General features: G+C 74.0%; 18 protein-coding genes. 10 read left to right on the top strand and 8 right to left on the bottom strand.

Translation table 11 applies throughout. The annotated features are described in order from the left end of the window. Positions 1-541 precede the first annotated feature (541 nt). The 5 genes from D7044_RS29770 (at position 542) to D7044_RS29790 (ending at position 7,079) form a co-directional block, all read left to right on the top strand. Entirely contained in the window at positions 542-3,481 is a 2,940-nt protein-coding gene (locus D7044_RS29770; RefSeq protein WP_120690868.1) for a M36 family metallopeptidase, read from the top strand. A gap of 160 nt (positions 3,482-3,641) precedes the next feature. After that, positions 3,642-4,310 carry a class I SAM-dependent methyltransferase gene (locus tag D7044_RS29775; protein ID WP_120676837.1) on the top strand — a complete coding sequence of 223 codons (669 nt, stop codon included), beginning with the start codon at positions 3,642-3,644 and terminating at the stop codon, positions 4,308-4,310. Positions 4,311-4,412: 102 nt separating this feature from the next. Next, on the top strand, positions 4,413-5,348 hold the full coding sequence (locus D7044_RS29780; protein ID WP_120690869.1) for an ABC transporter ATP-binding protein: 936 nt from the start codon (positions 4,413-4,415) through the stop codon (positions 5,346-5,348). Continuing rightward, complete coding sequence (locus tag D7044_RS29785) at positions 5,345-6,148, top strand: ABC transporter permease subunit (RefSeq protein WP_120676841.1); 804 nt, start codon at positions 5,345-5,347, stop codon at positions 6,146-6,148. The genes D7044_RS29780 and D7044_RS29785 overlap by 4 nt, the downstream gene beginning before the upstream one ends. A 67-nt stretch (positions 6,149-6,215) precedes the next feature. Further along, on the top strand, positions 6,216-7,079 hold the full coding sequence (locus D7044_RS29790) for a polysaccharide deacetylase family protein (protein WP_120690870.1): 864 nt from the start codon (positions 6,216-6,218) through the stop codon (positions 7,077-7,079). A gap of 34 nt (positions 7,080-7,113) precedes the next feature. On the opposite strand, the gene D7044_RS29795 is transcribed toward D7044_RS29790, so the two are convergent. The 3 genes from D7044_RS29795 to bioD are packed head-to-tail and all read right to left on the bottom strand — an operon-like array spanning position 7,114 to position 10,221. Continuing rightward, entirely contained in the window at positions 7,114-7,791 is a 678-nt protein-coding gene (locus tag D7044_RS29795; protein ID WP_120690871.1) for a response regulator, read from the bottom strand. Next, positions 7,788-9,461: a sensor histidine kinase gene (locus D7044_RS29800; RefSeq protein WP_233565169.1), complete on the bottom strand. Its 1,674-nt coding sequence runs from the start codon at positions 9,459-9,461 to the stop codon at positions 7,788-7,790. Before D7044_RS29800 ends, D7044_RS29795 begins: the two co-directional genes overlap by 4 nt. Before the next feature lie 55 nt (positions 9,462-9,516). Further along, a complete protein-coding gene (gene bioD / locus D7044_RS29805; RefSeq protein WP_120690914.1) occupies positions 9,517-10,221 on the bottom strand; it encodes a dethiobiotin synthase in 705 nt (234 codons plus the stop codon). A gap of 247 nt (positions 10,222-10,468) precedes the next feature. Between bioD and D7044_RS29810 the strand changes: the two genes are divergently transcribed. Both D7044_RS29810 and D7044_RS29815 read left to right on the top strand, forming a co-directional pair. Further along, positions 10,469-10,981, top strand: a complete 513-nt coding sequence (locus D7044_RS29810; protein ID WP_120676847.1) for a GNAT family N-acetyltransferase — start codon at positions 10,469-10,471, stop codon at positions 10,979-10,981. 183 nt (positions 10,982-11,164) lie between these two features. Further along, positions 11,165-12,730: an aldehyde dehydrogenase family protein gene (locus D7044_RS29815; RefSeq protein ID WP_120676849.1), complete on the top strand. Its 1,566-nt coding sequence runs from the start codon at positions 11,165-11,167 to the stop codon at positions 12,728-12,730. Positions 12,731-12,770: 40 nt separating this feature from the next. On the opposite strand, the gene D7044_RS29820 is transcribed toward D7044_RS29815, so the two are convergent. Further along, a complete protein-coding gene (locus D7044_RS29820; RefSeq protein WP_120690873.1) occupies positions 12,771-13,811 on the bottom strand; it encodes a GNAT family N-acetyltransferase in 1,041 nt (346 codons plus the stop codon). Between the two features lie 312 nt (positions 13,812-14,123). Then, entirely contained in the window at positions 14,124-14,819 is a 696-nt protein-coding gene (locus tag D7044_RS29825; RefSeq protein WP_120676853.1) for an ACT domain-containing protein, read from the bottom strand. A 149-nt stretch (positions 14,820-14,968) separates the two neighbouring features. Between D7044_RS29825 and D7044_RS29830 the strand changes: the two genes are divergently transcribed. Together D7044_RS29830 and D7044_RS29835 are read left to right on the top strand one after the other, a co-directional pair. After that, on the top strand, positions 14,969-16,027 hold the full coding sequence (locus D7044_RS29830) for a phosphotransferase family protein (RefSeq protein WP_120676855.1): 1,059 nt from the start codon (positions 14,969-14,971) through the stop codon (positions 16,025-16,027). Continuing rightward, positions 16,027-17,250 carry an acyl-CoA dehydrogenase family protein gene (locus tag D7044_RS29835; RefSeq protein ID WP_120676857.1) on the top strand — a complete coding sequence of 408 codons (1,224 nt, stop codon included), beginning with the start codon at positions 16,027-16,029 and terminating at the stop codon, positions 17,248-17,250. The genes D7044_RS29830 and D7044_RS29835 overlap by 1 nt, the downstream gene beginning before the upstream one ends. Positions 17,251-17,260: 10 nt before the next feature. Here D7044_RS29835 and D7044_RS29840 read toward each other — a convergent pair whose 3' ends face one another. The 3 genes from D7044_RS29840 to D7044_RS29850 form a co-directional block, all read right to left on the bottom strand. Continuing rightward, positions 17,261-18,307, bottom strand: coding sequence for a LacI family DNA-binding transcriptional regulator (locus tag D7044_RS29840; protein ID WP_120690874.1), 1,047 nt, complete (start codon positions 18,305-18,307; stop codon positions 17,261-17,263). Positions 18,308-18,467: 160 nt separating this feature from the next. Further along, a complete protein-coding gene (locus tag D7044_RS29845) occupies positions 18,468-19,757 on the bottom strand; it encodes a sugar ABC transporter substrate-binding protein (RefSeq protein WP_120676861.1) in 1,290 nt (429 codons plus the stop codon). 271 nt (positions 19,758-20,028) lie between these two features. Then, entirely contained in the window at positions 20,029-20,574 is a 546-nt protein-coding gene (locus tag D7044_RS29850) for a plasmid pRiA4b ORF-3 family protein (protein WP_120690875.1), read from the bottom strand. 149 nt (positions 20,575-20,723) lie between these two features. Here D7044_RS29850 and D7044_RS29855 point away from each other — a divergent pair, with 149 nt between their 5' ends. Then, the gene (locus tag D7044_RS29855; protein WP_120690876.1) at positions 20,724-21,470 is read left to right on the top strand and encodes a pyrimidine reductase family protein; all 747 of its coding nucleotides are present in this window, start codon (positions 20,724-20,726) and stop codon (positions 21,468-21,470) included. Positions 21,471-21,573 lie beyond the last annotated feature (103 nt).

Genomic DNA, 21,573 nt, shown 5'->3' on the forward strand with positions numbered 1-21,573 from the left:
CGGGCCACCGGGCCACCGGGCCACCGGGCCACCGGGCCACCGGGCCACCGGGCCACCGGGCCACCGGGCCACCGGGCCACCGGGCCACCGGGCCACCGGGCCACCGGGCCGATTATCAGCACGAGGTTGATACCTGAGAGGCATAAATATGCCTCTCAGGTATCAACCTCGTTGCGGCGTTCGCCTCCGGCCGCCTCACCGCCACCGACTCGCCGCCGACCGGAGCCGGACCAGCCGGGACCGCGCGCGTAGTGCTCACCAGAGGACGCAGGTCGCCCGGCAGCCAGCACCGCTCACGCGACGCCGCTCGCCGCCTCCGCCGGATGCCGACCGCCAAACCCACCCACCGGCAAGCTCCCGCGCCGACGCCCAGCTGCGCCGGCCGGGAGCGCTGCCACGGCGGGGCCGGATCGGCTGAAAGGACCGACGTGCCCTTTCGGACCTTGCCGCCCGGCTCACCTCCTGGTATTTACAAATGCGCATGCATTGTCATGCTGCGCGGCCGGCGGAACGTCGGCCACCGCTCCCACGAGGAGGTCCCGTGCCACACCCCCAGTGGTCACCCTGGATGAGCCGGCGACGCCGCCGGCTCATCCCCGTCCTGGCGGCGACCGCGGTGATCGCCGCGCTGCTGCCCACCGGCGTCAGCTCCGCGGCGCCGACCGGCGGCGCGGCCGCCCCCACGGAGCGCCGCTCCGGTCCCTTCGCCGAGGGGGGACACGAGCACGCTGACGTCGACAACCGGGCCGGCAGCGCCGCGCCCGACGCCCGCCAGCGCGGGCTCGCCAGCAAGGCCGACCCGGACGTGCGGTGGAACAAGCTGGGCACCCCGCACTCGCTGGGCCCCGGCGCGACCCCGCTCGCCACCGGCCTGCCCGCCGAGCCCGAGGCCGCCGCCCGCGCCTACCTCGCCGGCAACCACGACCTGTTCGGGCTGGACGCCGACGCGGTGGCCGCGATGGAGCGGGTGCTGGTCCGCCCGATCGGCAGCGGCGCGGTGGTCACCCTCCGGCAGCGCTTCGGCGACCTGCCCGCCGGGCACGACGGCCTGGTCACGCTCGCGATCAGCGGCGGAAAGGTGCTCTCGGTCAGCTCCTCGCTGTCCCGGGACGCCGCGACGCCCGCCCCGGCCACGCTCACCCAGGAGCAGGCGTACGCCGCCGCGCTCGCCGACGCCGGCCTGGACGCCTCCGGCGTGGCCGACCACACCGTGCGCCCGGTCGCGGTGCCCACCCCGTTGGAGGGGCCGCGCAGCGCGTACGAGGTGACGCTCATCGGCTCGGACAAGGATCACCCGGCCGCCTTCACCACCTACATCGACGGCATCACCGGAAAGGTGCTGGTCCGCGAGGACCTCGTCGACTTCGACTCGGACAACCCGAGCTGGGCGGTCTTCCCGGCCAGCCCGCCGCGCAACCTCGGCCCCGGGCAGGACCCGCGGGTCCGCTGGTGCGGTGAGCCGGGGCGGGGCTGCAAGGCGTCCTACCACGATCCGGCCACCGGCAACGCGTGGGACGTCGACGCCGCCACCGACACGCCGACCTTCACCTCGCGCGGGAACTCGGCCAACACCGTGGTCTCCTGGGGCGCCGGCAGCCCGATGCTGCCCGCCACGACCAGCCCGGAGCGGCGCTACGAGTACCCGTTCACCGACCAGTGGCACCAGGCGAAGTGCAACCCGGAGGTCTTCACCTCGGCGCAGCGCAACGACGCGGACGCCGCCATCGGCAACCTCTTCGCCATGCACAACCGGATGCACGACTGGGCGTACCACCTGGGCTTCACCGAGTCCGCGTGGAACCTGCAGGCGGTCAACCTGACCCCGGAGGGGCTGGGCGGCGACGCCGAGCAGGGCCGGGCCCAGCAGGGCGCGCTGAGCGGCAACCGGAACAACGCCAACCAGGGCACGCCGCGCGACGGCCTGCCGCCGACCACCAACATGTACCTGTGGCAGCCGCAGGCCGGCGGTCCGTACCCGCCCTGCGTCGACGGCGACTACGACATGACGGTGATCGGTCACGAGTACACCCACGCCATCAGCAACCGGATGATCGCCGGCCCGGACAGCGGGATCGGCGGCCACCAGGGCGGCTCGATGGGTGAGTCGTGGAGCGACCTGCTCGCGACCGAGTACCTCTTCCAGCACGGCCTCCGGGCGCCGGGCGAGACGCCGTTCATCGTCGGCGGCTACGTCACCGGCAACCTGGTCAGCGGCATCCGGAACTACGACCTCAGCCGCAGCCCGCTCAACTACTCCGACGTCGGCTACAACACCGGCGGCCCGGCCGTGCACGCCGACGGGGAGATCTGGGGCGCCACCAACCACCGGGTCCGTTCCGCCTTCGTGAAGCGGTACGGCCTCGGCACGCCGAAGCTCCAGCTGGCGTGCGCGGAGGGCAAGGTGCCGGCGGACAAGTGCCCGGGCAACCGGCGCTGGTCGCAGCTGGTCTTCGACTCGTTCCTGCTGCAGGCGGCGAGCCAGGTGAGCATGCTCGACATGCGCGACAACATGCTCACCGCCGACCTGCTGCGCTTCGGCGGAGCGAACCAGAACCTGATCTGGACCGAGTTCGCCCGCTCCGGCATGGGCCGGGACGCCGTCACCAACGGCGCCGGCGACACCGACCCCACGCCGAGCTTCGCCTCGCCGGCCGGTGGCAACGCGACGTTCACCCTGCACGCACGCGGGGAGAGCGCCGGGGCGCCGATCCGGCTCTACGTCGGGGCGTACGAGGCGCGGGCCACGCCGATCGCGGACACCGACCCGGCGACCCCGCTGGGGGACACCGTCGAGCTCGTGGCCGGCACGTACGACCTGATCGCGGTGGCGCCCGGCTTCGGGCACCAGCGGATGAAGGTCACCGCCAAGGCCGGCCACAAGACCCAGCACCTCGACCTGAAGCTCGAGCGCAACCTCGCGTCCACGACGTCCGGCGCCACGGTCGCCGGTGACGGGGTCAACCTCGACCGGATCGCCGACGACACCGAGGCCACGAACTGGGCCTCGCTCGACGGGGTGACCGGCAAGCAGGTCACCGTGGCGCTGCCCGGCGACCGGGCGCACGTGGTGAAGCGGGTCAACGTCAGCGCGATGCTGCGCCCGGCGATCAGCGGGGACGCCGACGCCAGCAGCCAGAACGCGCTGAGCGCGCTGCGCTCGTTCGCGGTGCTGGCCTGTAACGCGCAGAAGGCCGACTGCACCGACCCGACGAAGTTCAAGCGCATCTACACGAGCAGGAGCGACGCGTTCCCGGGCGGGGCGTACCGGGCGTACACCCGGGACATCAACCTCCGCGAGTTCCGGGTGCCGACCACCCTCGCCACCCACCTGCGACTGGAGGTCCTGGACAGCCAGTGCACGGGCGGCCCGGCGTACGCCGGTGAACAGGACGCCGACCCGGCGACCACGACCGACTGCGCGACCGCCAGCCCGGCGCGCGACCAGGTCCGGATCGCCGAGTTCCAGGTGTTCTCGAAGTGATCGCCGCCGGGGCCGGCGCTCGGCGCCGGCCCCGGCCGACCGCACCACCCGTCGGCCCCGCCCGCTTTGGGCGGGGCCGATCGTGCGCGGCCCGGACCCGCCACGGGCTTCCCGGGCCGTCCCCGGCGGGCACCGGTCGCCGGTACGGCAGAATCGGCGGGTGTCCGAGCTCAACAGCACCTTCGTCCGACTGCACGCGCGGCTCGCCCCGGTGGCGTTCGTTCCCGAGGTGCGGCTGCACCAGGCGGACGAGCCGATCGGGCTCTGGGAGCTGACCGAGGGTGAGTTCCGCAGCGACCAGCCGCCACCGTTCTGGGCCTTCGCCTGGGCCGGCGGGCAGGCGCTCGCCCGCTACGTGACCGACCATCCCGAGCTGGTGGCCGACCGCCGGGTGCTCGACCTCGCCTCCGGGTCCGGGCTGGTCGCCGTCGCCGCCGCCCGAGTCGGCGCGACCTCCGTCCGCGCCGTCGAGGTGGACGAGCTGGCGGTGGCGGCGGTCGCGCTCAACGCCGAGGCGAACGGGGTGCGCGTCGACGCCGAGCTCGGCGACATCCTCGACGGCGACGCCGGAGGGGCGCAGGTGGTGCTCGCCGGGGACGTCTTCTACAGCGAGGCGATGGCCCGGCGGATGCTGCGGTTCCTGCTCCGCGCCGCCCGGGCCGGGGCGCGGGTGCTCGTCGGCGACCCCGGGCGGGCGTTCCTGCCCCGGGATCGCTTCGACGAGCTGGCCACGTACGACGTGCCGGTGCCGCCGGCGCTGGAGAGCGCCACGGTGAAGCGCACCACGGTGTGGGAGCTTCGCCCCGGCCTGCCGAAGGCCGACGCCTAGGCCGAAGCCCTCCAGGCGCGCCGTCCCGCCTGACGAAAGTCAGGTACGGGTGGTGCCGTTCGGGCGCGGTGCGACGAGCACCCGAACGCCTAGCGTCGGCGCATGATCACACTACGTGGGTTGACGAAACGGTTCGGGAGTACGACCGCCGTCGACGCCCTGACCGTCGACATCGCACCCGGCCGGGTCACCGGGTTCCTCGGCCCGAACGGCGCCGGTAAGTCCACCACCATGCGGATGATCCTCGGTCTCGACCGGCCCACCGCCGGACAGGCGCTGATCGGCGGGCGGGCGTACCGGGAGCTACGGCACCCGCTGCACGAGGTGGGCGCGCTGCTCGACGCGAAGGCCATCCACCCGGCCCGCTCCGGGCGGGCCCACCTGCTGGCCATGGCGCGCAGCAACGGCATACCGGCACGCCGGGTCGACGAGGTGCTCGCCACCGTCGGGCTGGACGACCGGGCCGCCGCGAAGCCGGGCCGCACCCTCTCGCTCGGCATGGGTCAGCGGCTCGGCATCGCCGGCGCGCTGCTCGGCGACCCGCCGGTGCTGATGTTCGACGAACCGGTCAACGGGCTCGACCCGGACGGGGTGCGCTGGGTACGGCAGCTGATGCGGCTCCTCGCCGGCGAGGGCCGGACCGTCTTCGTCTCCAGTCACCTGATGACCGAGATGCAGCTCACCGCCGACCAGTTGGTGGTCATCGGGCGCGGGCGGCTGCTCGCCGACGCACCGATCGACGAGGTCGTCGCGGGCAGCGCGGTGGCGGTGCGGGTACGCAGCCCCCACCCGGACGGGCTGGCGAAGCTCGCCGAGCGCCTCACCGCGGCCGGGGCGACCGTCGAGGCGGCCGGACCCGACGAGCTGACCGTCACCGGCGCCACCGTCGACCGGGTCGGCGACCTGGCGTACGAGTCGGGTGTGCGGTTGCACGAGCTCAGCCAGCACGGCGCCTCCCTGGAGCGCGCGTTCATGGAACTGACCGCCGGCAGCGTCGAGTACGCCGGTGTCCCCGACCCGGTAGGAGAGACCCGATGAGCAGCACTCGCACCCGCACCCGTCCCGCCGGCCGGTCGACGGGGTTCGGCGGCACCGTCGCCGCCGAGTGGACCAAGCTCTGGTCGGTACGGAGCACCTGGTGGACGCTGCTCGCCGCCGTGCTGGTGACCGCCGCCGCAGCCGGACAGTTGGCGATCTACGCGGCGAACGCGAACACCAACGACGACCCGACCGACGACCGTGGGATCGTCACGGTGGGCAGCATCCTCATCGACTCGATGGAGCTCACCCAGTACGCCGTGCTCGCCCTCGGGCTGCTCGCCGTCACCAGCGAGTTCACCAGCGGCACCATCCGTACGACGTTGCAGTGCACCCCGTCGCGCGGCCGCGTACTGCTGGCGAAGGCGGTCGTGACCGCGGCGGTGACCTTCCCGCTCGGCCTGCTGCTCGGCGGAGTCGGCGCGCTGGTGGCCGGGCCGGTGCTCGGCGAGTGGGGCACCGCCCCGGTGGCCGGCACGCTGCGTGACCTGCTGGCGGTCGCCGCCTACCTGGCGCTGGTCGGGGTGCTGGCCCTGGGGTTGGGCGCGGCGCTGCGCAGCGCGGTGCTCACCCTGATCGTGCTCCTGGCCACCCTGATGATCGTGCCGCTGTCGCTCCAGGAGCCGGACATCACCGTCCTCAACCGGATCGCGGACGGCTTCCCCGCCGTGGCGGGTGGACACTTCATGGCCGGGGACGTGGAGCCCTACCCGGCGTCGGCGGGTCTGCTGCTGCTCGTGGGCTGGGCGGTCGTCGCGCTCGGGCTCGGCCGGGTCGCGCTGCGCCGCCGCGACGCGTGAGCGACGAGCCGCGGCGCGGTCCGCGCGCTGACAGAAACCTTATGGTTCGTGAGTACCCTTCACCGGCGTGTCGTCACACCGCGCCCGTCGCGTCCGTCGCGCCCTCGCCGTCTTCCCGGCACTGATCCTCCTCGCGCTCACCGCCTGCGCTCACGAGCCTCGGCACGCCCTCGGCAGCCCGTCCGCCGGGGGCGCGCCGAGCTCGTCGGCCGCATCCTCGCCCGGCGCCGGGACGACACCGACCTCCCCGCCGTCGCCCCCTCCGGCGCCCAAGACGCTGCCGTGGTACCTCGCCCAGGTGCCGGACTTCCCACCGGCCCCGCCACCGCAGGTGGTGCGGCCGACCCCGGGCCCCACGGTCCCGCTCTGGTTCCGGGTGCCGACCGACCAGAAGGTCGCCTTCATCACCATCGACGACGGCGGGTTGGCCCGCCCGCCCGCGGTGATCGATTTCATCCGGGAGGCGCACATCCCGGTCACCATGTTCCTGAACTCCCCCGCCGCGGCCGCGCACACCGACTACTTCAAGCAGATCGAGGCGGCGGGCGGGGTCGTCGAGAACCACACGATCACGCACACGTCGCTGCCGGGCCGCTCCTACGCCTACCAGAAGCACGAGATCTGCGGAGCCGCCGACAAGCTGGAGCAGCTCTTCGGCAAGCGGCCGACGCTGTTCCGCCCGCCGTTCGGCGAACGCGACACGAACACGCTGAAGGCCGCTCGCGACTGCGGGATGATCGCGGCGCTGCACTGGCGGGAGACCGTCGACAAGGGCAAGGTGCGCTACCAGACCCCGACGAAGCTCGTGAAGCCCGGCGAGATCCTGCTGATGCACTTCCGGCCGGCCCTCATGGACGACCTGCTCGCCGCGCTGCGCGCGATCCACAAGTCCGGGCTCACCCCGGCGCTGCTGGAGGACTACATCCGGTGACGGCACCGTCCGGGCGGCGCCACCGACCGGGCGGTCACTGCGCGACCAGCCCCGCCTCGTAGGCGATGATCGCGGCCTGCACCCGGTTACGCACCTCCAGCCGGGTGAAGATGCTCGTCAGGTACGTCTTCACCGTCCCCTCGACCAGGTGCAGCCGACGGGCGATCTCGGCGTTGGAGAGCCCCGCGCCGACCAGCGCCAGCACCTCCCGTTCCCGGTCGGTGAGCGCGGCCGTCCGGTCGCGGGCCACCGGCCGCCGGGCCAGCCGCCCGCCGCCCAGCTCGATCACCCGACGCGCCACCCGCGGCGACAGGTACGCCCCGCCGTCGGCGACGGCGTGCACGCCGGCGATCAGCTCGCGCGGATCACCGGACTTCAGCAGGAAGCCGCTCGCCCCGTGGCCGAGCGCGCGGGCGATGTGGTCGTCCTCGCCGAACGTGGTGAGCATGACCGCCGCCGTCTGCGGCACCAGGCGGCGGATCTCGGCGGCGGCGCTCAACCCGTCCAGCTTCGGCATCCGGATGTCCAGCAGGGCGACCCGGGGCCGGTGCGCCCGGACCAGCTCGACGGCCGCGCGGCCGTCACCCGCCTCGGCGACCACCTCGATCCTCGGGTCGGTGGCCAGGATCGCCCGGACGCCGGCCCGGATCATCGCCTCGTCGTCGGCGAGCACCACCCGCACGGGCGTCGCGTCGGCTACGTCGGTGGTCACTGGTCGATCTTCTCCTTGCTGACCAGCCGATCCGCGGCGAAGCAGAGCCGCCAGGTCGGCTGGGCGAGTGGAAAGTTGCCGTCCGTGTAGTACTCGCACCCGCTCCGGTCGACCCCGGCGGGACGGTCGAGCTGCCGCCGGGGCAGCCCCGTCAGCTCCGCGCGCGACGCACCCACCCGCAGCCCGTCGAAGGTCGCCCGGTCGAGCACCGTGCCGGCCGTGGCCACCGGGTAGTAGACGAGCGAGAGCACCAGCGCGAAGCCGGCCGGGGCGCCCAGCGCCGCCAGCAGGCTGCGCCGGACCCGCCGGCGGGCGTCCCGGAGCCGCCGCTCCGCATCCTCCGGCTCCTCCGCCGGTCGCGCATCCTCCGGCGCGAACCCCGCGCCCGCCACGGGCTGTCCCGGCGGGAATGCCGCAGCCGGCTCGTCGACGGGGCCGCCGGCCCGCTCCGGCCGCCGCCCGTCGCCGGCGCGCAGGGGCAGCCAGGCCCGCACGGCGAAGCCGCCGCCGTCGCGGGGACCGGCGTCGAGGGCGCCACCGGCGAGACGTACCCGCTCGGCGAGCGCCAGCAGGCCGCTGCCGTGCGACGGCGGGCCGGGCAGCGGGCCGGCCGGCGGCGCGGCGTTGACCACCGACACCTCCAGCCGGTCGCCGGCCTCCGCGAGGCGAACCGTCACCGGTGCGCCGGGCGCGTACCGGGCCGCGTTGGTCAGCGCCTCCCGGACCACCCGGTGCGCGGCGTGCCCGACCACCGTCGGCAGCTCGTCCGCGTCGAGCCCGACCTCCAGCCGCACCTCAATGCCCGCCTCGCGTGCGCCGTCGACCAGCTCGGCGACGCTCTCGTCGGCCGGTCGCAGGCCGGCCTCCTCCTCCCGGAGCAGCCCGATGATCTCGTGAAGCCGCTCGGTGGCGGCGCCGACGCTGGCCCGTAGCTCACCGGCCGCGCTCCGGTGCCGGTCGTCGAGGTCGGTCGCGACCTCCAGGGCGGCGGCACGCAGCGCGATCAGGCTGAGATCGTGCCCCAACGAGTCGTGCATCTCCTGCGCGATCCGCGCCCGCTCCCGCAGCCGGATCCGCTCGGCCGCGCCGCGCTGCTCCCGGGCCGTCGCCTCCGCGTGCCGCCGACCGGCCTCCACCAGCTCCTGCTGCTGCCGCCGGTAGCGACCGAGCAGCCAGGGGAAGACCCCGGCGAAGAGCAGCACCGAGGCGAGCAGGAACCAGGTCGCCGCCGCGGTGCCGAGCACCCACAGGTTCAGCACGGTGCCACCCGCCGCGATCAGCGCGAAGACCGCGACCGCCGGTGCGGCGCCGACGCTGCGCCGGCCGACGAGATAGCTGAGCACTGGAATGGCGAAGACGAAGTTGCCGTCGACCACCGAGCCGAGCACCACCAGCAGCAGGCCGACCAGCGGCCGGCGCCGGCTCGCCACCACCGCCGCCGCGAGCACCAGCAACTTCGCCGCCAGCAGCGGCAGCGCGTACCGGGACAGGGGTGGGGTGACACCCGCGTAGCCGATCGGCGCGGCGACCACGGCGAAGAGCAGCAGGTCCCGGCCGGCGGCGGCCCTGCCGGCCAGGGCACGGGCGGCCGTACGCACCCGTCGCCGGGAGCGGTGGCCCAGCGCGCCGCGTTCCTCGCCGCCCGCTCGAACCCGCTGCCCACTCGTCACGTTCGGCCACGCTACCCACCGCCGGTCCGGGCGGGCACCGACGAAAGTCAGGTGTTCAGCCGATCTCCTCGGCCCAGGCGCGCCAGTCGTCCAGCACCCCGTGCAGCGCCGGGGTGAGCCAGCCCGGCGCCGACCGCCGGAACACGCCCGGGTCCATCGCGCCCGCACCGGCCGGCAGCGCACCGAGCAGCTTCGGCACCAGGTCCCCAAGGTTCGTCCAGTGGACCAGTTCGGGGGCGACCGGCCAGGCGCCGACGACCACCCCGGCCGGCACCGCGCGGCGGTCCAGCGCCTCCAGGGTGAGCGCCGTGTGGTTGAGCGTTCCCAGCCCCGCCCGCGCCACCACCACGGCCGGCGCGCCCAGCGAGACGGCCAGGTCGGCCACCGTCCACGGCTCGCCCGAGGGGCGCAGCCCCATCGGTACGAGCAGCCCGCCCGCGCCCTCCACGAGCACTAGGTCGTGCTTCTCGGCCTCCTCGCGGACCGCGTCGACGGCCTCGTACAGCTCCAGCGGCTCCAACTCCGCCACCCGGGCCGCGGTCAGCGGGGCGAGCGGGTCCGGGTAACTGGCCAGCGTCCGCCCGGTGAGCGGGGCGGCGAGGCGCTGCACCGCGTCCACATCGCCGGGCTCCCCGGTCGCCGTACCCGTCTGGCCCGGTTTGACGACCGCCACCCGCAGACCCGCGGCCTGGGCCGCGGCGGTGATCGCCGCGGTCACCACCGTCTTGCCCACGCCGGTGTCGGTGCCGGTCACCACCACCGGCCCCTGCCACGGCTCGGTCTCTGTGCTCACGGCGCACTCTCCACGACGCCCCCGAACCACCTCGTCCGCGGTCGCTGCCGACCGCTCCGCCGGGCGAAGTTACCACCCGCCGGATCCCGCCCCACGGATCCACTCGGCCCGCCTGCGGTCAGGTCACGCCCCGAAGCAGGCGGTGCTTCGGGCGGAAGCCTTGTAGGGTACGGGCGACCCACGTCGAGCGCGACGAGATCGGGGGCGGAGTCCGATGCCGGAGCTGCGGGGACGGGTGGTGACGCTGCGACCGGCCACGGACGCGGACGTGTCGGCGCTCGCGAAGATCCGGGCCACTGCGGAGGTCCGACGCTGGTGGCGCGGCGGCGACGACGTGGCCACCGCCGTCCGCGCCGACCTCGCCGACGAGACGACGACCGTCTACACCGTCCAGTACGACGACCGGTTGGTCGGCGCCGTCCAGTGGTACGCCGAACAGGACCCGGACTACCGGCACGCGAGCCTCGACATCTTCCTCGACCCGGAGGTGCACGGGCTCGGCCTCGGCCCGGACGCGATCCGCACGCTGGTGCGCCACCTCGTCGAGGCGTACGGCCACCACCGGTTCACCATCGATCCGGCCGCCGCGAACACCCAGGCGATCCGCAGCTACGCCAAGGTCGGCTTCCGCCCGGTCGGTCTGCTGCGCCGCTACGAGCGCGGTGAGGACGGGCGTTGGCGCGACGGCCTGCTGATGGATCTGCTCGCCGACGAACTGGTCGGCTGAGAGCCGTCTCCGCTTCGGCTGGTGACGCGCGTTCCTCGCCCGCTGGTGACGTGCGGGGGACGGGACGGGCGTCCTGACATACGAGCGTACGGTTGCTGGCCCGACACGGAACGCGCGACAGTACGCGACACCAGCGGTGCCATCGACGCCGCCGCTCCCCTGGAGAATCCTGAGGAGGACGCGATGGCTCTACGACTCGCCGAGGGCACCGGGTGGCCGGATGCGCTGGCCCGTGCGGTGGCCGCCACCCCGGAGGCGTTCAGCGCCGAGGTCGACGCTGTGCCCGCTGTGCACAACCTCATCGAGGGTGACTGGCGTGCGGTCGGTGCGCCCAGCCCCGTCCGTACCCCGGTGGACAACACCGTCCTGGTCAACCTGCTCCGGTTGGACGCGGACGCCGCCCGGGCGGCCGTCGCCCACGCGGCCGCCGCGCACCGCGCCTGGGCGGAGACCCCGCTGGCCGAGCGGAAGGCCCGGGTCGGCGAGGCCGTGGAGGCCCTCACCGCGCACCGGGACCTGCTGGCCCTGCTGCTGGTCTGGGAGATCGGCAAGCCGTGGCGGCTCGCGTGCGCCGACGTCGACCGGGCGCTGGACGGCGTCCGCTGGTACGTCGGTGAGATCGACCGGATGCTGGCCGACGGCCGGGAGCCGCTGCCCGGCCCGGTCAGCAACATCGCCTCCTGGAACTACCCGATGAGCGTGCTCGTGCACGCCGAGCTCGTGCAGCTGCTGGCCGGCAACGCGGTCATCGCCAAGACGCCGTCGCAGGGCGGCGCCGTCTGCCTGACCGTGGCGCACGCGCTGATGCGGCGGGCCGGGCTGCCCGCGACGCTGCTCTCCGGCGGCGGCGAGGAGCTCTCCGAGGTGCTGGTCCGCGCGCCGGAGATCGGCGCGGTCGCCTTCGTGGGTGGGCGCTCCAACGGCGGGAAGGTGGCCGCCGCGCTGCTCGATTCCGACAAGCGCCACTTCATCGAGCAGGAGGGGCTGAACGCCTGGGGGATCTGGAACTTCTCCCAGTGGGATCTGCTCGCCGCGCACCTGCGCAAGGGCTTCGAGTACGGCAAGCAGCGCTGCACCGCGTACCCCCGCTTCGTGGTGCAGCGGGACCTGGTCGACGAGTTCCTCGACATGTACCTGCCGGTCGTCCGCTCGATCCGATTCGGGCATCCGCTCGCGGTCGAGCAGGAGTGGCGGGCCGGCGACCCGCTGCCCGAACTGGACTTCGGTCCGTTGATCAGCGCGGCCAAGGCTGACGAGCTGCGCCGCAAGGTGGACGAGGCGGTACGCGGCGGGGCGGTTCCGCTGCACCGGGGCAAGCTGGCCGGCGCGCCGTTCCTGGCCGGGCAGGACACCTCGGCGTACGTCGCGCCGGCGGTGCTGCTGGCCCCGCCCGGCCGGTCCCGGCTCATGCACGCCGAGCCGTTCGGGCCGGTCGACACGATCGTCGTGGTCGACACCACCGACGAGCTGCTGGCCCAGATGAACGCGTCGAACGGCGCGCTGGTCGCCTCGCTCGCCTGCGACGACGAGGATCTGGCCGGCAAGCTCGCGGTCGACCTCCAGGCGTTCAAGGTGGGCATCAACAAGCCGCGCTCGCGTGGCGACCGGGAGGAGCCGTTCGGCGGCCGGGGCGCGTCCTGGAAGGGGGCGTTCGTCGGCGGTGACCTGCTCGTGCAGGCGGTGACGCAGGGCGGCGACGAGCGGCTCTACGGCAACTTCCCGGACTACAGCCGGTACCCCACCACCTGACCGGCCGGTGGCAGGGGCCCGTCGGCCGCGGGCCCCTGCCTCACCGCACCGCCGCGGACGTGCTGAGCGCCACGGTGAAGGTGCGCATGCCGCCGTCGGTCTCGATCCGGGTGGACCGCCCCAGCCGTCGCACGGTGCGCAGCATCGGGCCGTTCTCGGCTGGTACGTGCAGCACCAGCGCGGCGTACCCGGCCCGGTCGGCGTGGTGCACCAGGCGGCGCAGCAGCGCCGAACCCAGCCCGCGGCGCTGCCAGTCGTCGCGTACCAGCAGGGTCGCCTCGGCCTCGTCCCCCTCGCCGAGCAGGTTCGCCATGGCGACCACCGGCTCCGCCGCCCCGTCGTTGGTCACCGCGACCAGGGTCATTCCCCGGGCCGGCGCCAGCAGCCGACGCATCCGCTCCGGCGCGGGCACCGACCCGCCGCCCGGGTAACGCCGGTGCCGGCTGCGCGGCGAGCAGGCGAGGTGCAGCTCGCGTACGCCGGGCAGGTCGTCGGCGACCGACGGTCGTACGGACACCTCGGCGCCGTCGGGCAGCACCAGGGTGACCTGTTCGGCGGCCCGGCGCGCGACGGTGGCCGCCAGCTCGACCAGCGCCTGGGCACGGGCGTACTCGGCGGGCGTGAACTCCGGCACCGCCCGGCCCAGCGTGTAGGAGCCGCCTCCCGGGTCGGCGATCAGCATCGTGCCGCCCGCGATGCCGGCGTCGGCGCCCGCCGGCTCCGGCCGCCACGTCACGGTGTCCGCGGTGAACAGCGCGCGCAGCGCCTCACCGGTCGCGTCCGGGTCACGGACCAGCCGGTTGGCCAGCGCGAGCACTCGGGTGGGCTGGTCGGCCAGGCCGCGCGCCTCGCTGCGCGCCACCCAGCAGTCCCGCCCCCGGCCACGCTCGACGGCCGCGATCAGATCGGCCTCGCCGAGCGCGTCCGGCGCGTCGACGAGGAAGTCGTCGACCGCGCCCCGCTCGGTGGTGTGCACCTGCACGGCGAGGATGTTGACCCCGCGCAGGGCGAGGCTCGCCGTGAGGACCGACAGGTAACCCGGCCGGTCGTCCACGGTGGCTCGGATCCGCCACAACGTCATGGTTGGCTCCCTTCCCCGGGTACCACCCTCACCGGCGCCTGTTGCCGGCCGATTGCTCCGCCATGACGTGTCGGCGACCTGGGGTGACGTGCGCCACGCGCCGGCTCGGCCACGGGTCGTCGGGGACCTAGCGCTGGTGCCCTTCAGAGCCGGCGGGGACCTACAACTGGTGCCCTTTGGAGCTGATGTCGCGAACGCATCAGGGTCTCGCGGCCTTCGCGCCGGCGCCTGATGTCGCTGACGATTCAGCTCCAAAGCCTCTGGAAGCCAACAGTCGCCCCGGGGCGACGAGCAAGCGCGGCCGGCGGCGGCTCAGGCGGTCACCGCGGGCGGGCCGACCAGGTCGAGCCGGTCGCCGAGGATCACGGCGCCGGCGCGTACCAGCTGCGCCAGCCGGTCGACCTCGGTGGCGTGGAACGCGGCGGCGGTGAACGGCGAGGCGTGCTGACGCGCCACCACCAGCACCAGACCGGCCCGACCGAACGGCGCGACGGCGTGGTGGGTGCCCTCGGGTGTGGAGACCGCGCGGGCCCGCAACGGGGTCACCTCCGGCAGGGCCGGTGGTGCGGGGGCCCGCCAACTCGCCTGCGCCACCGCGGCCGCGCCGCCTCCCGAGCGGGACGCCCAGTCCAGCGGCACCATCACGGCCACCGCCCAGTCGGCGGCGAGCAGACCGGGCGCCGCGTCGACCAGGGTGGCGAGACCGTCGGCCGGGTTCGCGGCGACCTGGGCCAGCAGCTCGGCGTCCTGGCCGGTCGTGGTGGGCGTACCGATCGCCCGCCACACCCCGTCCACCCGTACGCCGGGAATCGCGGCCAGCCCGGCCAGCAGCCGCTCGACGCGGGGCGCGCCCGGCCAGACGACGGTGAAGTCGTCGACGGCCCGCCCACCGAACCGTTCGAGCACCATCACCTGGACGATGTCCGCACCGGAGACGCCCAGGGTGCGGGCGACCTGGCCGAGGGTGCCGGGACGGTCCGGCAGGGTGACCCGTACTCGCAGCAACATGCGCGTCCCTCCGCTCGGCGGCCGGCGGGAAACGGCCGGCAGGCTGGTCCCCAGCCTGCGCGTTGCCCGTTTCGTCCCTGTTGCCGCGGCATGTCCCCGACGCAAAACCCGACCTTGACAACGTGAGTGGGCTGCCATCAACTAATCGGATGACCGATCCGACCGGCACCGGCCCCGCGCCCGCCGGGCTCGACCTCGATCGGCTCGCCGACCACCTGGCCCGGCACCGCCCCGACCTCGCCGTCGGGCCGCTGCGTGCCCGGCTGATCGCCGGCGGGAAGTCGAACCTCACCTACCTGCTGCACGTCGGCGACCACGAGCTGGTGCTGCGCCGCCCGCCGCTCGGGCACGTGCTGGCCACCGCACACGACATGACCCGGGAGTTCCGGGTGATCTCCGCGCTGGCGCCGACGGAGGTGCCGGTGCCGGGCGCGCTGCTGCTCTGCGCCGACCCGGAGGTGATCGGCGCGCCGTTCTACCTGATGGAGCGGGTCACCGGTGAGGTCCTCCGGACCCGGGCGCAGACCGACCCGCTCGGCACGCGGGTCCGCCACGACCTCGCCATGGCCATGATGGACACCCTCGCCGCGCTGCACCGGGTCGAGCCGGCGGCGGTCGGCCTGGCCGACTTCGGCCGGCCCGAGGGCTACCTGGAACGGCAGGTACGCCGCTGGGCCGGGCAGCTGGAGCGTTCCCGCAGCCGGCCGCTGCCCGGGATCGACGAGCTGCGCGACCGGCTGGCGGCGACGGTGCCCGCCGGCGCCAACGCCGGACGAATCGTGCACGGCGACTACCGGCTGGACAATCTCCTCGCCACCGTCGACCCGGTGGCGGTCCGCGCGGTGCTCGACTGGGAGATGGCCACCCTCGGCGACCCGCTCGCCGACCTGGGCCTGCTGCTGACGTACTGGGACGTGCTCGGTGGCAGTGAGACGGCCGAGGGCAACCCGGTCGCCGACGGGCTCGGGCCCCGGGCCGGTTTCCCCACCGGCGCCGAACTCATCGCCCGGTACGCGGACCGCAGCGGGGTCGACGTCGGTCCGCTGCACTGGCACGTCGCGCTGGGCTGCTTCAAGCTCGCGGTGATCTGCGAGGGGATCCACTACCGGCACACGCTCGGGCAGACGCTCGGCGAGGGATTCGACCGGATCGGCGAGATGGTGGCGCCGCTGATCGCGTACGGGTTGACCGCCGCCGGGGAGCGCTGATGGATTTCGCGTACGACAGCCGCACCGAAGAGCTGCGGGTCGAGCTGACCGCGTTTCTCGAGCAGCACGTGTACCCGGCCGAGGCGGTGCACGCCGCGCAGGTGGCCGAGGCGGGCGACCCGTGGGCACGTCCGCCGGTGATGGCCGAGCTGAAGGCCGAGGCGCGCAAGCGCGGGCTGTGGAACCTCTTCCTGCCCGACCGGCGTTACGGCGCCGGGCTGACCAACCTCCAGTACGCGCCGCTGGCCGAGCTGACCGGCCGCAGCCCGCAGCTGGCTCCCGAGGCGCTCAACTGCGCCGCCCCCGACACCGGCAACATGGAGCTGCTGGCCGAGTTCGGCTCCGAGCACCAGCAGGAGCGGTGGCTCGGTCCGCTGCTGGCGGGGGAGATCCGCTCGGCGTTCTGCATGACCGAGCCGGAGGTCGCCTCGTCCGACGCCACCAACATCGCCACCCGGATCGTCCGCGACGGGGACCACTACGTGGTCAACGGCCGCAAGTGGTGGTCGTCCGGGGCGATGGACCCGCGCTGCGAGATCTTCATCGTGATGGGCAAGACCGACCCGGGAGCCGACCGACACCGCCAGCAGAGCATGGTGCTGGTGCCGCGGGACACCCCGGGCGTCTCCGTCCGGCGGGGCATGACGGTCTTCGGCTACAGCGACGCGGCGCACGGCGGGCACGCCGAGATCGAGTTCACCGACGTACGGGTGCCGGTGGCGAACCTGGTCGGCGCGGAGGGCGGCGGCTTCGCCATCGCCCAGGCCCGGCTCGGCCCGGGGCGGATCCACCACTGCATGCGGCTGATCGGCATGGCGGAGCGGGCCCTCGAACTGCTCTGCCGGCGGGTCAGCGAGCGGGTCGCGTTCGGTCGGCCCCTCGCCGAGCAGGGCGTGGTGCGGGAGTGGATCGCCGAGTCCCGGGTCCGCATCGAGCAGGCCCGCCTGCTCGTGTTGAAGACCGCGTGGCTGATGGACACCGTCGGCAACAAGGGCGCGCACACCGAGATCCAGGCCATCAAGATCGCCACGCCGGCGATGGCCGAGTGGGTGATCGACAAGGCGATCCAGGCGTACGGGGGCGCCGGCGTCAGCCAGGACACCCCGCTGGCCGCGCTCTGGGCCGGCACCCGCACCCTGCGCCTCGCCGACGGCCCCGACGAGGTGCACCGCGCCTCGCTGGCCAGGCGCGAACTCCGCCGCTGGTCCGCCACCCCCGCCTGAGCCTCCGGGGTCAGGCGGAGGCGCGTTCCACCAGCTCGGTGTCGAGCAGGATGGCCGGGGTGCTGATCTCGTCGCCGCGGATGCGGGAGACCAGCAGCCGGGCCATCTGCCGCCCCATCTCCTCCACCGGCTGGAAGACCGTGGTCAACGGCGGGTCGGCCTGCCGGGCGATCGGGGCGTCGTCGAAGCCGACGACCGCCACGTCGTCCGGCACCCGACGGCCCGCCTCGCGCAGCGCGCGCAGCGCGCCGAACGCCATCAGGTCGGAGGCGACGAAGACCGCGTCGAGGTCCGGCCGGACCTCCAGCAGCCGGCGCATGCAGGCTGCCCCGCTCTCCTCGCTGAAGTCGCCGTACGCGACGAGGTCGGCGTCGACGCCGCCGAGGGCGGCGGTGACCGCCTCGGTGTAGCCGGTCAGGCGGGCCAGGCCGGCGCCCATGTCCTGCGGGCCGGCGATGGTGGCGATGCGCCGCCGGCCCCGGCCGGACAGGTACCGCACGGCCTGCCGCGCGCCGCCCACGTTGTCCACGTCGACGAACCAGGCCGGCCGCGCTCCCGGCCGCAGCATCTGGGCCGGCCGGCCGCCGAGCACGCTGGGCAGGCCCCGCTCCTCCAGCAGGCCGGGCAGCGGGTCCGCGTCGTGCAGGGAGAGCAGCAGTACGCCGTCGACGTGCTGGCTGGTGAGGTGGTGCTCGACCCGCTCCCGCTCGACCGGCGACTGCGCCATGGCCAGCCAGAGCTGCATCGGCGTCTGGAGCAGCGCGGAGCTGATGCCACGGACGATCGCCGCGAAGAACGGCTCGGTGAAGATGCGCTCGCCGGACTCGGAGACGATCAGCGCCACGGAGTCCGTACGCCGGGTGACCAGCGCCCGGGCGGCACGGTTCGGCACGTACCCCAGCTCGGCGATGGCCTGCTGCACAGCGGCCCGCGCCCCCGGACTGACCTGGGGCGAGCCGTTGACCACGCGGGAGACCGTCCCGCGGCCGACGCCGGCGCGAGCGGCGACCGCGTCCAGGGTCGGACGTCCGAGGGACCGGGTGCGCTGCGTTGTCATCCTCTGCTCCTCCGGCGTAGGGCGGAGCCGGTGCCCACCCGGGGTGGGGTGGACGCCGAACCGCCCGTTGGTGGCTGACCCTCGCCTATTGTGCGGCCAGATCGACGCGCCGGATGAACACGGTGTCGGCCCGGCCGCTGTCGGTAGCCGGCGGAGAGCGTCACCAACCCCGGAAGGAGCCCTCCATCCTGGCCTCGTTCACGAACTGCTTCCAGGCCGCCTGCTTGCCGAGCTCACCGCTCTCGTAGGCGCGCAACGCCGGTTCGAGGGCGTTCTCCTTGACGGCCTGGTGCTTCGGGCCGAGGTGCAGGGGCTTGATCCGCCGGACGCTCTCACCGAAGATCTTGCCGGTCGGCGCGTTGTTGAAGTACTTGTTGGTGTAGCCGGTGAACTCCGGCTTCTGCAGCGCGTCCAGGTTGGTGGGCAGGGGGCCCTTCAGTTTGAAGGCCGCGATCTGGCTCTGCGCGTTGGTCAGGTACTCGGCGAGCTTCGCGGCCTCGCTCGGGTACTTGCTCTGCGTCGGCACGCCCAGCCAGGAGCCGCCCCAGTTGCCGGCGCCGCCGGGCACCGGGGCCACGTCCCACTTGCCCGCGTTCTTCGGTCCGGAGTTCTCCGCCACCACGCCGAGCATCCAGGAGGGGCAGAGCGTCGCCGCGAAGGTGCCGGTCTTGAAGCCGGCGGACCACTCCGGGGACCAGGTGGCCGCCGCGGCGCTGATCCTCGCGTCCGCCATGGCGATCGCGGTGTTCCAGGCGGCCTTCACCGACGCGCTGGTGTCGGCGACGATGTTGTCGCCGTCGTCGTAGAAGAGGTCTCCGCCCTTCTGGAACATCACCGCGCTCGCCGCGGTGGTGATCGAGTCGAGCATCCCCTTACCGGTCGCCTCGCGGTACTTCTCGCCGGCCTCGATGAAGCCGTCCCAGTCGCGCCAGAGCGCCGCCACCTTGTCCCGCCTGGTCGGCAGCCCGGCCGCCGCGAAGAGGTCCCGGCGGTAGCAGACCGCGAGGCTGCCCACGTCGGTCGGCAGGCCCATCAGGCGGCCGTTCGGCGCCCGGCCCAGCTCGTACTTCCAGGCCAGGTAGTCGTTGGTGTGGTCGGCGACCAGCGGCCGGAGGTCGACGAAGTTGTCCGGGTTGACCTTGAACTCGCTGAGGATGCCCTCCTCCAGCGCGACGACGTCGCCCGCGCCCGTGCCGGTGGCGATCGCCTGTACGAGCTTCGGCCGGTAGTCGTTGAGCTGGGCGGCCTTGCGCAGCTCGACCTTGATGCCGGTGTCCTTCTCGTACTGCTTGACGATCTCGTCGTACCCGAACTCACCGAAGGTCTCCACGACCAGCTTGGCGGGCTTGCCGGCGGCGGCGTCCCCGCCGCACGCCACGAGGCCGCCGAGCGCGGTGATCGCGGCCAGGACGGCCGCCGTCAACCGGGCGCGGCGCGTGGTGAGGCTCATCGTGACCCCTCTTTCGGTGGTGGAGCTGGGTGCGCGGACTGCGGAACACCGTCCCCGGCGTCGCGCCGGTGTCACCACCGACGACGGTCACGAGAGGACCGGGCCACCCTAGTGGAGCGCTCCCAGCGAGCGTGCCGACACACCCCTCGCCTGTCAATGTTCGTTTGGGAGCGTTCCAACAAACGTTACCGCGCGCTCGCCTCGCCATCGCACGCCCACCGACGGGCGAGATCCGGCACACCGGCGCCAGGCCCCTCGGGCGAATCGGCGTTCAGCAGAAGCGACGCAGCAGGGTGCCGGCCCGGCCGGCGTCGAAGGCCAGCGGGTCGAACGCCTCCCCCGCCCACTCCCGCATCGACAGGTGCTCGGGGTGCGCCGGATCGGCGAGCGCCACGAGCAGCAGGTGGTAGCCGGCGACCCCGCCGACCCCCTCCGGTGGGCACGCCCGCTCCCCGTCGACGCAGGCCGGGTAGCGCTCCTCCGGGTCGGCCGTCAGCGCGTCCTCGACGACGAGATCGTGCTCCCACCAGTCGCCGAAGTCGTAGGTGTACTGGAACCGGCTGCCCTTGCCGAGCACCTCGTCCAGCCGCACGTCCAGCTCGTCGTTGAGCGCCAGCTCGCCGTCCGGGTCGGGCTCGCCGTACTGGAGGCCGTCGATCTCGAACGAGTGCAGCCGACAGTCACGCCAACCCATCGAGTGCTGCACCACCCGGTGCAGCCGGTCGAGGGTGTAGCCGGCCGGCACGAGCACCCGGCGCCAGACCGGCGGACGGACCCCGGCCAGAGAAATCCTCAGCTGGAAGATCTGCCGCGACATGCTGTCCCCTCCTCCTCGGCATAGGCTGCGAGCATGATCTGCCGAGCGTGCCGAGCGAGACGGCACGACGACTGTCCGGGGCGGAACTGGTGCGACTGCCAGCACCGTACCCCCCGACCGACCCCTCCGGTCAGCGGTCCGGCCAGCGAATGAGCGTCGGGATCCCGATCGGTCGAATCTGGCCGGTACCGCCGGCGCAGGCCCTCGACGACGCCACGCTGACCGCGCTCTACGGCCGCGCCGACCGGCCACACCTGCGGGTGAACTTCGTCTCGAGCCTCGACGGCGCGGTGAGCGTCGACGGCTACTCGGCCGGCCTCTCCGGCGAGCCGGACAAGCGGGTCTTCGGCCTGCTCCGGATGCTCTGCGACGGGCTGGTGGTGGCCGCCGGCACGCTGCGGCACGAGGGCTACCGGGCGCTGCGCCTGGCCGAGCATCGCCGCGCCTGGCGACGGGAGCACGGCCTGCCCGAGCACCCGAGGCTGGTGGTCGTCTCCGGCTCGCTCAAGCTCGACCCGGCGCAGGCCGCGTTCGCCGACGCGCCGGTACGACCGCTGGTGCTCACCCACGCCGAGGCCACGCCCCCACCGGGGCTGACCGAGGTGGCCGACCTGGTGCGCTGCGGCACCGACCGGGTGGACCTCGCCGCGGGCCTCGCCGAGCTGCGCCGGCGCGGACTCGACCAGCTGCTCTGCGAGGGCGGCCCGCACCTCTTCGGTGCACTCACCGCCGCCGACCTGGTCGACGAGCTCTGCCTCACCGTCTCGCCGCTGCTGGCCGGCGGGGGGCCGGGCCGGATCAGCGCCGGCCCGCCCAGCCCGCCCCGGCGGCTGCCGCTGCGCCACACCCTCGTCACCGAGGACGGCACCCTCCTGCTCCGCTACGCCCGCCCCTGACCCCCACCCCGCCGACCCCCGGTTGACGGTGATCATGAGGTTGACGGGGCTTCCGGGGCACGAAGCGGCCGGCAACCTCATGATCCTCGGGCGGTGCCGGGAG

This window comes from Micromonospora musae (assembly GCF_003626635.1).
In the GTDB taxonomy this organism is placed as follows: Bacteria; Actinomycetota; Actinomycetes; order Mycobacteriales; family Micromonosporaceae; genus Micromonospora; species Micromonospora musae.